Below are 15,082 nucleotides of genomic sequence, written 5' to 3'. Positions count from 1 at the left end.
ACAATTTACAAAAACAATAATTCCCGATAATCAGCATTTAGATTATCATCATTTCAAATCAAATTAATTCAATTATGAAAACTAGTATTTTAAAATTCATGTTAGTGGCCTGTCTGTTGTTTGGAGGAGCAATCGCATCGGCACAAATGATCAAAACCAAAACACCAACCCGTCCAAAAGGTCAGCAGGATGTTTTGCGTTTGGCTACTGCTCCACTTCCAACTGTTCGTGTTGCTTTTATTGGTTTAGGAATGCGTGGCCCTGGAGCTGTTGAGCGTATGACGCATATTCCCGGAGTAGAAATCGTAGCGCTTTGCGATATGACAGAGAAAAACACACAATCGGCTAATGAGATTTTAACAAAAGCTGGTCTTCCTAAAGCTCAGGAATTTTTTGGAGATGAAAATGCCTGGAGAAAAGTTACTGCCTTGCCAAACGTTGATTTGGTTTACATCGCAACCGACTGGAAACATCATGCTTTAATAGGAGTTCAGGCAATGAAAGACGGAAAACACGTAGCAATCGAAGTTCCGGGCGCTATGACCATGAAAGAAATCTGGGATCTTATTGATACTTCCGAAAAAACCCGTAAACATTGTATGCAACTTGAAAATTGCGTTTACGATTTCTTCGAATTAACGACATTAAATATGGCACAGCAAGGTGTGTTTGGAGAAATTCTTCATGCCGAAGGTTCTTACATTCACGGTCTTCAACCATTTTGGGGCGAATACTGGAACAACTGGAGAATGGATTACAACATCAAACACCGAGGTGATATTTACGCAACTCACGGTATGGGACCAGCTTGTCAGGCTTTGAATATTCACCGTGGTGATAAAATGAATTTCTTAGTTTCTATGGATACAAAAGCAGTAGGAAATCCTGCTTACATCAAAGAAAAATCAGGTCAGGAAATTAAAGATTTTAGAAACGGAGATCATACCATGACTATGATTCGTACCGAAAACGGAAAAACAATCCAGATTCAGCACGATGTTACTTCTCCTCGTCCGTACAGCAGAATGTACCAGTTGAGCGGAACTAAAGGTTTTGCCAACAAATATCCTTTAGAAGGTTATGCTTTAGACGGTGCAGCATTAGGAGATGATGTAAAACCAAATCACGAAAAATTAAGTGCGCATTCATTTGTTCCTGAAGATGTTAAAAAAGCATTAATGGCAAAATACAAGCATCCAATTGTAAAAGATATCGAAGAGAAAGCTAAAAAAGTGGGCGGTCACGGCGGAATGGATTTCGTGATGGATTACCGATTGATTCACTGTCTGCAAAAAGGACTTCCGTTAGATATGGATGTTTACGATTTAGCAGAATGGTCTTGCTTAGGTCCTTTAACAGAGATCTCACTTGATAATAACTCGTCTCCTGTAGAAATTCCTGATTTCACTCGTGGCGGATGGAAAAAATTACAAAAATTAGAATTTTCAGAGTAATAAATTTATTGGTTAGTTAGGTTAGCAAGAGAGCGCAATTCATAGTGCTCTCTTGCTTTTTATAAACATCATCAATTTCAAATAAAAATGAAAAAAGTTTATTTCATCCTCCTGTTTAATTTCTTTATCCTTTCAGCATTAACAGCACAAGAAAAACAAACTTTTGCTATAAGCGATGGGAATTTTATCTTGAATGGAAAACCAATTCAGATTCATTCAGGCGAAATGCATTATTCCAGAATTCCGCAGCCGTACTGGCGTCATCGTTTAAAAATGATGAAAGCAATGGGTTTAAATGCTGTGGCAACCTACGTTTTCTGGAACTATCATGAAATTACTCCCGGAGTTTGGGATTTTAAAACAGGAAATAAAAACTTAGCCGAATACATTAAAACAGCGCAGGAAGAAGGTTTATTTGTCATTCTTCGACCAGGTCCGTATGTATGTGCCGAATGGGAATTTGGCGGTTATCCCTGGTTTTTGCAAAATGTTCCTAATATGGTGATTCGCGGCAATAACAAAGAATATCTAACGGCGACCAAAGCCTATTTTACCGAATTGTACAATCAGGTCAAAGATTTACAAATTACCAAAGGCGGTCCAATAATTATGGTTCAGGGCGAAAATGAATTTGGTTCTTATGTCGCCCAACGTAAAGATATTCCGCTAGAAGAGCACAAAAAATACAGTGCAGCCGTTTTTCAGCAATTAAAAGATGTTGGTTTTGATGTTCCATTTTTTACATCAGACGGAAGCTGGTTGTTTGAAGGCGGAGCTTTGCCGGGCGCTTTACCAACTGCCAATGGCGAAAGCGATATTGCAAAGTTAAAAACAATAGTTAATCAGTTTAATAATAATCAGGGACCTTATATGGTTGCCGAATTTTATCCGGGTTGGCTGGATCATTGGGCAGAACCTTTCCCGACACAAAAACCGGAACAAACCGTACGTCAGACTAAAAAATATCTGGAAAATCAGGTTTCTTTCAATTATTATATGGTACATGGTGGAACGAATTTTGGTTTTACTTCGGGCGCTAATTACGATAAAGAGCATGATATTCAGCCCGACATGACTTCTTATGATTATGACGCTCCTATTAGTGAAGCAGGTTGGGCGACTCCAAAATACAATGCACTAAGAGAATTACTAAAAACAAGTGAAACTCCTGCAGTTCCGGAAAAAATGCCTGTAATTACTCTTCCAAACATTGTATTGACCAAAGTGGTTGATTTAGCCGATTTTAAATCGAAAATCACACCCGTTATTGAAGATGATCCATTGACATTTGAAAAATTAAATCAAGGTGATGGTTATGTTTGGTACAGCAAGAAATTTACACAACCTATTAGCGGAAAATTAGAATTGAAGGGATTACGTGATTATGCTATCGTTTATGTTAACGGTAAAAAAGTAGCAGAACTGAACCGATATTATAAAAAATACGATTGCGAAATCGAAGTTCCTTTTAATGCCACTTTAGACATACTGGTCGAAAACATGGGACGCATTAATTATGGTTCTCAAATTAATGCCAACAATAAAGGTATTATAAGTCCTGTTGTTATTAACGGAGAAACCATTACCGGCGATTGGGAAATGTATAAATTACCAATGACCTCGGCCCCAGATATAACAGCGTATAAAAACTCAGGTAAAATAAATCGTCCTACTTTATATCAGGGAACTTTTAATCTCACTAAAACCGGAGATACCTTTCTGGACATGCGCGATTGGGGCAAAGGAATTGTATTTGTAAACGGAATTAATATTGGACGTTATTGGAGCGTTGGTCCACAACAAACCCTTTATTTGCCAGAATGCTGGCTTAAAAAAGGTAAAAATAGCATTGTAGTTTTCGAACAAAAAAATGAAACTATTCAAAAAGAGGTAAAGAGTATTTTAACTCCAATTCTGGAAGATTTAAAACCTGAAAAAGGTTTATAAATAAAAAGCCATTCGATTGAATGGCTTTTTACTATTTTGATTTGAATATTACTTCCAGTTAAAAGTAATTTTCTTTTCTATTTCACTGCTTAAACTTAAAAACACCGGACACGTCATTGCTGCGCGTTCCAGAATTGTTTTGTTTTTCTCATCTGCAACACCCTGCATTTCAAAAGCAATTTCGATGGCTCCAATTCTTCTTGGCTCAGCGTTCATTATCTTAGTTACTTCGGCAGTTGAACCTATGAAATCTACGCCTAAATCACGTGCTTTGATTCCCATAATGGTCATCATGCAACTTGCTAAAGCATTTGCAACTGTATCTGTTGGAGAAAATGCTTCTCCTTTTCCGTTATTGTCCAAAGGTGCGTCAGAAATGATTTCGCTTCCTGATTGCACATGAATTGATTTTGTTCTTAAATCTCCTAAATAGGTTACTTTTGATGTCATTAATTGGCTACTTTTAAAGTTAAGTCTGAATCGTAATATAAAATGTACACTCCTTTATTGGCGTGTCCACCATCTTCTTTTTTATAAAATTGAAATTTATTGTCAACTTGTTCTGTTGTCATTAAATCTGCAGTTTCCTGATATGTTTTTCCTTGTACCAAACGCATCATGGTATCAAAAGTAACATCAAATCCGCGTGTTGCATAAGTATTTGGATTTATCTTATTCTTCAATCTGTATTCTTTATCGAAGATTAAAACTCCCGGTTCGTCGCTTTCACGTGTCACAGACGGATACATTAATTTTAATTTGACTAAATTATCAAAACTAATTTCGTCCGTATCCAATGTACTGTTTGGTTCTAAAATAACCAATTGCACCTGACATGTTTTTTGTGAATCCAGCAAGGCTTTAATAGTCGTTTTAACCATTGCCGTATTTCCGGTTTCCATTACCACATAATTCATTCTGTTAGGCAACAACAAACTTTTTAAATTTGCTACATCCAGGCCTCCTGTTTCTGTCAAAGCTGCAAAAACAACACCTTTTTGGTTTTGTTTGATATAACTAATAACCGATTCTTTCTTTTTATCCACAACAGCAACGATATTTCCGTTTTTCGCACGCATAAAATCAAACATCGCATTTCTCACAACATCACTAGATGGTATTGTCTGATACAAATTATCAATTGGGTTTGCTTTATCTTTTGATAATGGAGAAATTACAGGAACATTATACAATCGTAATGTATTTGCTGCAGCTTCGGCATTGTTTTGATAAAATGGTCCGATTACTGCATGAGCGTCCTGCAATTTATTCTGAGCAATCAAAGTAGAAACATTCGAACTTGTCTTTGTTTCCTGCGAATCATAAATGACCACATCAAGAGGTAATTTCAGGGTCTTAGCCGAGTCGATCGCCATCATTGCTCCTGAATAAAAATCAAGAGTCATATTCAAAAATTTATCATTTTTAATTCGGGTAGCAGGACTTGTTGTATCATTCTGCATTTTATTCAAATTAAAGGGCAACAATAAAACTAATTTTTTACGATCGTTTTGTCCTCTTTTCTTTGTTAGTTCTACTACTTCAGGATTAACCGAAACGGTTTCAGATTTTACTTTATCTACAATTTGTATAGAACCTCCGGAATTTGAATTTTCGATCGTTTTTTCAACAGGTTGCTGTTGCGGAATAATTGGAGCCGGAGCTAAATATCCTGCAGGAACTTTTAAAACCATTCCTTCTTTTACTCCTTCAGAAAGCGACGGATTCAATGCCGTTAATTCTTCCTGACTAATATGAAAAGTTCTTCCTAAGCTATAAAATGTCTCTTTTGGTTTTACCTGATACTCCATGTAAGTTGTTGCTTTTTTACCATTCTCAACTGGCTTGGCAGCAGCAGTAACCGCTGGACCTGAAGTTTCAGTTTTAGGCGCTTTTCCTTTTATGGTTAGTCGGTATCCAACAGGTAAATTTGAAACAATTTCCGGATTGCGTTTTTCTAATTCTTCAATGGTTATTCCGTATTGTTTAGCAATCGAAAACTTGGTTTCTTTTGCCACAACATCATGATATACATATTTTTCCTGAGCTTTTTCTTTAGCTGGTTTTTCAGCGGCTACCGAAGATTTTACCGCTGATTTTACCGCTGAACCTTTTGCAGGAATCACCAGTTTTTGTCCGATCTGAACGCCGGTTTTTTCCAAAGTAGGGTTTGCAGCTTTCAATGCTTCATCAGAGATACCATACTTTTTTTCGATACTATAAAAAGTCTCTTTTGGCTGTACTTCATGAATTATTTCTTTTGTATTACCGCCCGTTCTTGCCACAGCTGTTTCTGTTTTAACCGCTGCAGATTTTGCAGTATGGGTTGGGATCAGTAAAACTGTATTGGGTTTGATACCACTTCTGGCATCGGGGTTTAATGCATAAATATCATAAGGCGTAACCTTAAATTTTACTGCAATCTGGTTAATGGTTTCTCCATTCGCAACGGTATATTTAATGACCTTTTCTTGTGAAAAAGCAGAAAATGTTACAAAAAAAACGAGAAACAATAATGTTGAATAATACTTCATAATAGACTTAAAACAATTTAATTTTTAATTCAAAACAAGTTACTAAATTCTCTTTAAAGCAAGATTCTTGCCACTTGTTATTTTATCGTCAATTATTATCTAAGATCGATTTCTACCTTAGCAATAACAACCTCTTTATATAACTCATCTTCTTCCATTTTCTTGCATTTATAGAGCACTTCTTCCATATTTTGGTACTTATCTGAGTAAACATAGTACGAAAGACTGTTGATATTAAAGAAGAAACTAGCATTAAAATCACCAGAATCAATGAGTTTCATAATGAGCTTATCTCTTAACGACGAGTCTGTAAATATACCTAAAACTAAGTAATAGCCGTTTGAAACTTCTTTAAGATTATCATAAACTTCCACTTTTACCGTATTATCAGTTTTAAGTGGATTTTCTTTAAGTTCACGCTTCATTTCTTCTAATGAAATTGTTTTTGAAGATTCAGAAGAAGTCGACTTATCTTGTTTTTTAATGGCTTCATCCTGATACTTTTTCAATTTGATCAACGCCAGTTTATCGTCAAACTTTCGCGCTTCCATACTATAATAAGTCGCTTTGCTGATATGTCGTTTTACTTCGATTTTTTTCTGGGTATCCAGCGAATCAATCTTGGCAATTAAAAGCTGATTTTGCGCATCACCCTGCTCCTGTTCTATTTTATATCTTTTTATTTCTTCTAGCGAAAGTCGTTGCTGCAAAGAAGTAACATTAGTGTTTTTTTCGCTTTCGCGGATTTTCTTCTTGTACTCCTGATTCTCTTCAACAGCAATTTTTTCTACTTTATTCATTAAACCTGCATAAGCCTTTCGGTTTTCGGCCAGTTCTTTTTTTAATTGAGAAGATAATTCACTCGTTTTATTAATACTTTCATACGATCGCTTTTCTAATCTTTTTGATTCATCCACATTCAAAATGTCCATTCTTTTTAAATCAACCAAATCATTATTCATCGTGTTCACCAACGAATCTAATTTTGTCATTAAAATATCCTGTACATTTTTATTGGCTTCGAGAACTAGTCGCAATTTTTCAACCGAATTTTCCTTCGAACCATTCATATCATTCAGATTCACTTTCAAATCATTAATCTTAATAATCTTCTGATTCATTTCTTTCTGAACAACCAATCTGTCTTTTAAATCTTCCAATTCAACCGTTTTGGCTTTTCCTTTCTCGACCACAACTTGTTTTTCGGCTAAAGCCAACATCAATTCTTCGCTTTCGTTAGTTGGTTTTACTTCCTTGGTATTAATGGCTAATTTATTCCCAACAATTAATCCGTTAACAATTTCAGGATTTTGAGATTCTAACTGATCGATTGAAATACTGTATTTTTTCGCAATCGAAAATTTAGTTTCCTTTGGTTCAACCACATGAAAAACCGTTTCCTGATTGATCACACGAAATCGTCCGTCTAAAGTTTTTCTTTTGTTTGGAATTGAAATGTTTTGACCAATTTGCAATCCGTTAACAAGAAGGTCTTTGTTTAAACTTTCTAAATCATTAACCGAAACATTATATTGTCTCGCAATACTAAACAAGGATTCTTTGGCAACTACCTGATGCGTTACTTTTGAAGAAGTTGAACTTTCAGTTTTTAGAAGATTTGTAGGATTCGGAATAATTAATTCCTGACCAATCTGGAGTCCGTTTGCTAAAATAGGGTTTGCACTTTGAAGGGCTTCTAAAGTAATATTATATTGTTTTGATAAACCAAAAAGGGTTTCTTTGGAACCAACAAAATGAGTAATTTGCTGGTTTGAATTTTCTTTTTCTGCGGAGTGAACCGGAATCTTAATAATTTGATTGTCTTTGATTCCGCTCTGCGACTCGGGGTTGAGTTTGTAAATTTCATCAACAGAAACCTTGTATTTTTGGGCAATAAAATAGGCAGTTTCTCCTTTTTGAATTTTGTGTTCAATAATTGAATCTTGCGCAGTTATTTTGTTAAAAGACAAAATAAAGACAAGAGAAATCGTTAAAAATTCTCTCATAAATAGTAGGTTTAAAAAATTAAGGCGTTACAAATGTAACGCCTTAATTTGAAAAACAATGCTATTCCCACTCAATTGTTGCTGGTGGTTTTGAGCTAATATCGTAAACCACGCGGTTCACGCCTTTTACTTTATTTATAATGTCATTCGACACTTTCATCAGGAAATCGTAAGGTAAATGAACCCAGTCAGCAGTCATACCATCTGTTGATTCTACAGCTCTAAGCGCTACTACTTTTTCGTAAGTACGTTCATCGCCCATCACACCAACACTGTTTACAGGAAGCAAAATAGCTCCAGCCTGCCAAACTTTGTCATACAATCCCCAAGATTTTAATCCGTCGATAAAAACAGCATCAACATCTTGCAGGATTTGAACTTTCTCAGGAGTAATATCTCCTAAAATTCTGATTGATAATCCTGGTCCCGGGAAAGGGTGTCTTCCTAATAATTCAGGATCTATTCCTAAAGTAGCTCCAACTCTACGAACTTCGTCTTTAAACAACATTCTAAGTGGTTCTACAATTTTTAATTTCATATAATCCGGCAATCCACCTACATTGTGGTGTGATTTAATCGTTGCCGATGGTCCTTTTACAGATACCGATTCGATTACGTCAGGATAAATAGTTCCTTGTGCCAGCCATTTTACATCTTCGATCAAATGTGATTCATCATCAAAAACTTCGATAAATACACGACCAATAGTTTTTCGTTTGGTTTCAGGATCAGAGATTCCGGCTAATTCACCAAGAAAACGATCTCCGGCGTCTACTCCTTTTACGTTCAATCCCATTCCTTTGTATTGATCTAATACATTTTGGAATTCGTTTTTACGTAGTAAACCGTTATTTACGAAAATACAATATAAGTTTTTACCAATGGCCTGGTGCAATAAAACTGCCGCTACAGTAGAATCTACTCCGCCTGACAATCCTAAAACTACTTTATCATTTCCTAGTTTCTCTTTTAATTCTCCCACCATTTCCTCTACGAAAGCGTTTGGTGTAAAGTTTTGAGGAACTTCGGCAATATCAACTAAAAAGTTTTTCAACATTTTTGATCCATCTGTAGAATGGAAAACTTCAGGGTGATATTGAATGGCATAAGTGGTTTCACCTTCAATTTTGTAAGCAGCATATTCTACGTCATGCGTGCTTGCTAATTTTACTGCATTGGTTGGTAAAGCCTTGATACTATCGCTATGGCTCATCCAAACCTGGCTATTTTCTGAAACTCCGTTAAAGAAAGTTTCACCTTCTTTAATATAAGATAAATTAGCTCTACCATACTCTCTGGTGTTCGAAGCGGCTACTTCACCTCCACTAAAGTGGGCTAAATATTGTGCTCCGTAACATACTGCCAACATAGGTAGTTTGCCTCGAATTTGAGATAAATCAGGATGTGGAGCATCTTCTGCACGAACAGAAAATGGGCTTCCTCCCAAAATTACGGCTTTATAAGGTGATAAATCACTAGGAAAGTGATTGTAAGGGAAAATTTCGCAGAATATATTTAATTCGCGAACTCTACGCGCAATAAGCTGTGTATATTGCGATCCGAAATCTAAAATAAGTACGTTGTGTTGCATGCGCAAAAATACTTTTTATATTCGAATTTGAAAAACCGGAACAATGAAAAAATAATATTTTTTTTCATTGTTCCGGTTTTTAGCGACAATGGTTCAGAACAACAAAGATTCAAAGGTTTAAAATCTATGATTTTATTAGGTCTTTTCTTTGTTCCTTTGTCCCTTTGCCACTTTGAACCTAAAAAGGAAAAAACCAATCTTCAAAAAAAACCGTACTTAAGCAAAAATCTAACTATGAAATCAAAACTTATTGTCATTACCTTTTTATTTTCTGTATTTATAACCTCTTGCGATGCTGTAGATGATTTACTGAGTTTTAATATTTCTAACTCCACTTCAATAAAAATTCAAAGCAATTTACCTATTAATTTGCCATCAGAAATCATCACGCCTGATGTTACAACAAATTCTTCAGCCGAATTTAAAAACAACAAAACCAAAGCAGATTTAGTTAAGGATGTAAAAATAAAATCCCTTAAACTGACGATTTCTGATCCATCAGATAAAACCTTTACATTTTTAAAGTCAATTCATTTGTACATCTCAACAACTGATTCTGACGAGATAGAATTGGCTTATCAGGACAACATTAACTCCACCAGCAATACAATCAATTTAATTTGTACCGATGCCAGGCTGGACCAATACATTAAAGCCGATAAATATAAAATCAGAACAAAAGTTACCTTAAAAGAAACGCTTTCGAAAGATGTAATAGTTAAAGCTGACATGAAGTTTAGAGTGACGGCGGATCCTTTCTAGTCAAAGGTTCAAAGTTACAAAGCAACAAAGGTTCAGAGGTAACCAAGGTGTAAAAACTTTGTCGCTTTGAACCTATTTTATTACATTTAGAAAATCTCTAATGTATACCTACTTCGTTAATGAATATTATCAAAACAATAGCACTCCACCTTGTAATCTTTCTTATTGTCACAATTTTTCCTGTTATTGTATATGAATTTATGTCAAATCATGACTTAAATGACTTTGCATTTATTGGCGGAATATCTTATTTCATTTATGCTTTTTATCTTGTTCTTAAAATCAAAAACGAGCGTGCAAAAATTATTCTTTTAGGAATATTATATTCATTACTAGCGCTGTGTATTGGAATGTTTTTTACTGAAGTCAATGAGTTCGCTCTTCTTTTCTCAATACTAATAAACTTAATATTTCAGGCTATTTTATTAATTAAGAATCCGAAATCGAAAAACAGAGCAGTCTGGAAATCCTATTTAATTGGTTTTATCATCACTATAATCCTTTCTTTTTTCCTTACTTTTCTATGGTTTCTTTCCATGGCTGCAAGCGGAATGCCTTCCAATCATTATTGATTTATTTAAAAAAAACATTACGCTACTCTTATTTACCTTATTTCTTCGAAATACTTAATTCGTCTCTAATTTTCACCTTTCTTCAAAAAAAAGGAATGAAACTCCTTTCTTTTTATTAAATTTATAGAACTGAGTGGAATTTGATAAATTTAATTTAGAAATAAACTACCAAAACCAATATTATACCATTAAAAAATTAGTAATTCTAAAAAATACAATCGATGAGTAAAATAGTTGCAGAACAGTTAGTTGACATGTTGGTAGAAGCCGGAGTAAAACGCGTTTATGCGGTTACCGGTGATAGTTTAAATCATTTTAATGATGCAATTCGCAGAAACGGAAAAATAAAATGGATTCATGTTCGACATGAAGAAGTTGGCGCCTATGCAGCAGCAGCCGAGGCCGAATTAGACGGGTTTGCGGTTTGCGCCGGAAGTTGTGGCCCGGGACATGTACATTTAATAAATGGTTTGTATGATGCACATCGCTCGCACGTTCCTTTATTGGCCATTGCCTCCACCATAAATACAAGCGAGATGGGAATGGATTATTTTCAGGAAACCAACACTATCAAACTTTTCGACGATTGCAGTCATTACAATCAAATGATTATGACGGCAGAACAAGCACCTCGAATTATACAAACCGCAATTCAGCATGCTTTGGGCAAAAAAGGTGTTGCCGTAATTGGTTTACCGGGTGATGTATCAGAATTAAAAGCGGTTGAAAGCAATATTTCAACTCAGTTTTTTCATTGCAATCCTGTTATCAGACCTTCGGATACTGAATTACAGCATTTAGCAAAAGCGATCAACGAGAGTACAAAAATCACCTTGTTCTGCGGAATTGGTGCCGAAAAAGCCCACGATCAGGTAGTACAATTATCTCAGCATATCAAAGCTCCGGTAGGATATTCTTTCCGCGGAAAAATGAGTATTCAGCCTAATAATCCTAATGAAATAGGAATGACAGGTTTATTAGGACAACCTTCTGCTTATCATAGTATGCACGAATCACATTTGGTACTATTGCTGGGAACTGATTTTCCATACGATAAATTCATGCCTTCAGACAATAAAATCATTCAAATTGATACCAGCACAGAACGTTTAGGCCGAAGAGCCAACCTTTACATGGGTCTTTGTGGCGATGTAGCCGATACTATACAAGCTTTGTTACCGCTTTTGGAAACCAAAACAGATGATAGTTTTTTACAAGCGCAGCTTAAATTATACGCCAGTGTAAAAGAGAACATGAATACTTATATTAATGATAATGGCGGAGAAGATACCATTCAGCCCGAATATGTGGCGCATATCATTGATAAATTAGCCACTAAAGATGCTATTTTTACTGTTGATACCGGAATGACCTGCGTTTGGGGGGCCCGTTTTATAAAAGGAACAGGAGAACGAAAAATGCTGGGCTCTTTCAATCACGGATCTATGGCCAATGCAATGCCAATGGCTATAGGAGCTGCTCTGGCACATCCTGAAAGACAGGTTGTTGCCATGTGTGGCGACGGTGGTTTGTCTATGCTTTTAGGTGATTTGGCAACCATTAAACAATATGAAATTCCCATAAAAATTATTGTTTTTAATAATCGTGCTTTAGGAATGGTAAAACTCGAAATGGAAGTTACAGGTTTACCAGATAATGAAACCGATATGGTCAATCCGGACTTTGGACTAATTGCTCAGGCAATGGGTTTTCAGGGTGTAAATGTGCACAAACCCGAAGAGGTTGAAGCTGCAATCGAAAATGCTTTCAGACACAATGGTCCCGTTTTACTGAATATCTTCACCAACCCAAATGCGTTGGCAATGCCGCCAAAAGTAGAATGGGAACAAGTTGTAGGTATGGCAAAATCGATGACAAGACTAATGCTTGGCGGTAAAATGGATGAAGTTTTAGATACTATAAAATCCAACTACAAACACTTAAAAGAAGGCATTTAAGTAATTAAAAGTAAACACGAATTTCACGAATTAGCACTAACTCATTGTTTTTAAATTATTTTACAAAATAAAGTAACCTTAAAATTAGTGCTAATTCGTAACCCGAGCGATAGCGAACAGGCGGAGCAAATTCGTGTTCATAGAACTTAAGTTCAAATAAAAGAAATACATTTTATGGACATCAATACTACTAAATCCTATACCAAATACTATGTCATCGCATGGGTATTTGGTTTGGTTTTCTATTTTTTAGATTATGTAATACGTTCTGCTCCGGCAGTAATGCTTCCGGAACTGTCGCATAATTTTTCGGTAAGTGAGATCAGACTGGTTACTATTATAGGAACTTATTATTATACCTATTCTACCTGTAGTTTAATTGCAGGAATAGCTTTAGATCGGTTTGGAGCCAAATATTCACTCTTCGCCGGAGCACTTATTTTAGGACTCGGCTGTTTGCTTTTTATGATTTCGAGTCAGTTTAGCGGCGTAACGGGGCGATTATTTCAAGGGGCAGGTTGTGCCTTTGCATTTCCTGGTTGTGTGTATTTGGCCAGCAAAGGATTCTCTTCAAAATCGCTGGCAACTGCAATTGGTTTTACCCAATGTTTAGGAATGCTCGGCGGTTCAGCAGGGCAATTTGTTGTAGGCCCTTTGATTGAAAAAGGAATGAATACAACAACTTTCTGGCTCTCCATCGGAATTTTTACTATAATCGTTGCTTTTGGACTTTGGTTTATAACTCCGGCAAACGCAGTTGATAAAAAAGAAGAAACTATCGTAAAAAAACAAAGCTTGCTTGAACCTTATAAAGTTGTTTTTAGTAATCCTCAATCCTGGTTATGCGGAATCGTTTCAGGATTATTATTTGCTCCAACCACTATATTTGCTATGACTTGGGCAGTAGATTTTTTTCAGAAAGATCGTGCTTTCGACTTTCATAGTGCAACAATTTCGAGTGCGATGGTTGCTTTTGGCTGGGTGTTTGGCTGTCCGTTATTAGGATATATTACAGATAAAATAAACAAACGCAAACCCGTTTTAATATTTGGAGCGCTATTTATGATTTTGAGTCTGATTCAGTTATTGTATTTCCCCGATGTACTTCCTACGAAAATCAGTATGTTTTTGCTGGGCGTTGGATCTGGTGCCGCAATGATTCCGTATTCTATAATTAAAGAAGCGAATCCTGACAATGTAAAAGGAAGTGCTACAGGAGCAATTAATTTTATAACTTTTGGAGTAACAACTCTTTTAAGTCCGCTCTTCAGTCACTTATTTGGAAAAACACTAAATGATACTACGGATAAAATTATGCATTTTCAACAAGCAGGTTTATTCTGGATAATTGGAATTTCGATAGCAATTCTGGTTAGCTTTCTATTAAAGGAAACTGGCGAAGGAAAATCAACCAATACTCCTGAACTTGCCAAAGATTAAACTTTATTAAATTAGAAAATATTAGCAGAATAAGATGCAACAAAATTATAGTTGTATCTTATTCTTCTTTTGTTACTACTATCGAAGCTTTGAAACCTGCTGCAAGATTATCCCAATAATCATTTGTTACCAATTGTCCTTTGTCATCATAAACACGGATTTCGGCAGTATTCCCGCCTAAACTTCCAATATTTAAAGCTTCAAAATCCAGTTTATTAAAACCGTTGGCAAGATCTATTTTGACATCTTTAAAATTACCTTCTAAAAACAACTGGTCTCTTATCACCTGATCATTACAGGATACTTTTACTAAATCGCCATCGATAGCACCAAAATCACGGAATTTTACAATAAAATATTTTGATTTTGTTCTAAAATCGCCCAGCGAAATATTCTTTCTTACCAGTTGCCCTCGACCTTCTTTTAGTCCGGCATCTTTTAGCGCTTTGTCTAAATCTTTCTCCATTTTAGGAACATAACGATCTCCCGGATTGGCAAAATCAGTTTCAGTAGACATCGTAAATTTACTTTTCTCTACTCCTACCTGTAATTGCGATTTTGGTGTGATACTCGTATTATCAAAAACATTTGGCGTTTTTATACTTGGTATATCCATATTGTTGGCTTGCGGATCTTTTACTTCCGGCAGCGGAGTTTTCTTAGGCTTTGCCCCAAATTTTGGCGCTGCAATAGGCCTGTATTTAGTACCAAATTCAGTTTGAGCTGAAACAGTGACAGCGGTAAAAAATAATATAAAAAATAGGATGTGCTTCATTGAAAAAGTATTATCGAATCGGTTTTTATTGTTATATAGAATA

The 15,082-nt window shown here is 35.6% G+C and carries 11 protein-coding genes; 6 read left to right on the top strand and 5 right to left on the bottom strand.

From position 1 onward, the window contains the following. Window positions 1–98 precede the first annotated feature (98 nt). Window positions 99–1,454: a Gfo/Idh/MocA family protein gene (locus B0M43_RS11600; RefSeq protein ID WP_243397545.1), complete on the top strand. Its 1,356-nt coding sequence runs from the start codon at window positions 99–101 to the stop codon at window positions 1,452–1,454. Between the two features lie 87 nt (window positions 1,455–1,541). Then, window positions 1,542–3,401: a beta-galactosidase family protein gene (locus tag B0M43_RS11595; protein WP_078008235.1), complete on the top strand. Its 1,860-nt coding sequence runs from the start codon at window positions 1,542–1,544 to the stop codon at window positions 3,399–3,401. A gap of 48 nt (window positions 3,402–3,449) precedes the next feature. On the opposite strand, the gene B0M43_RS11590 is transcribed toward B0M43_RS11595, so the two are convergent. From B0M43_RS11590 to guaA, 4 genes are all read right to left on the bottom strand, one after another. Further along, the gene (locus B0M43_RS11590) at window positions 3,450–3,851 is read right to left on the bottom strand and encodes an OsmC family protein (RefSeq protein WP_078008236.1); all 402 of its coding nucleotides are present in this window, start codon (window positions 3,849–3,851) and stop codon (window positions 3,450–3,452) included. Beyond that, on the bottom strand, window positions 3,851–5,935 hold the full coding sequence (locus B0M43_RS11585) for a LysM peptidoglycan-binding domain-containing protein (protein ID WP_078008237.1): 2,085 nt from the start codon (window positions 5,933–5,935) through the stop codon (window positions 3,851–3,853). The genes B0M43_RS11590 and B0M43_RS11585 overlap by 1 nt, the downstream gene beginning before the upstream one ends. Before the next feature lie 95 nt (window positions 5,936–6,030). After that, a complete protein-coding gene (locus B0M43_RS11580; protein ID WP_078008238.1) occupies window positions 6,031–7,941 on the bottom strand; it encodes a LysM peptidoglycan-binding domain-containing protein in 1,911 nt (636 codons plus the stop codon). A gap of 61 nt (window positions 7,942–8,002) precedes the next feature. Continuing rightward, window positions 8,003–9,532 (bottom strand): glutamine-hydrolyzing GMP synthase, encoded by a 1,530-nt coding sequence (gene guaA, locus B0M43_RS11575; RefSeq protein ID WP_065447749.1) that lies wholly within the window; start codon window positions 9,530–9,532, stop codon window positions 8,003–8,005. Window positions 9,533–9,766: 234 nt separating this feature from the next. Here guaA and B0M43_RS11570 point away from each other — a divergent pair, with 234 nt between their 5' ends. The 4 genes from B0M43_RS11570 (at window position 9,767) to B0M43_RS11555 (ending at window position 14,264) form a co-directional block, all read left to right on the top strand. Then, window positions 9,767–10,294 (top strand): hypothetical protein, encoded by a 528-nt coding sequence (locus B0M43_RS11570; protein ID WP_078008451.1) that lies wholly within the window; start codon window positions 9,767–9,769, stop codon window positions 10,292–10,294. Between the two features lie 119 nt (window positions 10,295–10,413). Then, complete coding sequence (locus tag B0M43_RS11565) at window positions 10,414–10,866, top strand: hypothetical protein (protein WP_078008239.1); 453 nt, start codon at window positions 10,414–10,416, stop codon at window positions 10,864–10,866. Window positions 10,867–11,087: 221 nt separating this feature from the next. Next, window positions 11,088–12,824 carry a thiamine pyrophosphate-dependent enzyme gene (locus tag B0M43_RS11560; RefSeq protein WP_078008240.1) on the top strand — a complete coding sequence of 579 codons (1,737 nt, stop codon included), beginning with the start codon at window positions 11,088–11,090 and terminating at the stop codon, window positions 12,822–12,824. Between the two features lie 174 nt (window positions 12,825–12,998). Then, window positions 12,999–14,264, top strand: a complete 1,266-nt coding sequence (locus B0M43_RS11555; RefSeq protein WP_078008241.1) for an MFS transporter — start codon at window positions 12,999–13,001, stop codon at window positions 14,262–14,264. A gap of 58 nt (window positions 14,265–14,322) precedes the next feature. Here the strand turns inward: B0M43_RS11555 and B0M43_RS11550 are convergent, their stop codons facing one another. Beyond that, window positions 14,323–15,039: a hypothetical protein gene (locus B0M43_RS11550; RefSeq protein ID WP_078008242.1), complete on the bottom strand. Its 717-nt coding sequence runs from the start codon at window positions 15,037–15,039 to the stop codon at window positions 14,323–14,325. Window positions 15,040–15,082: the final 43 nt, after the last annotated feature.

Origin of the sequence: Flavobacterium sp. KBS0721 (assembly GCF_002007065.3) — a bacterium.
Taxonomy (GTDB): Bacteria; Bacteroidota; Bacteroidia; order Flavobacteriales; family Flavobacteriaceae; genus Flavobacterium; species Flavobacterium piscis.
This window is presented reverse-complemented; position numbering and strand designations above follow the sequence as displayed.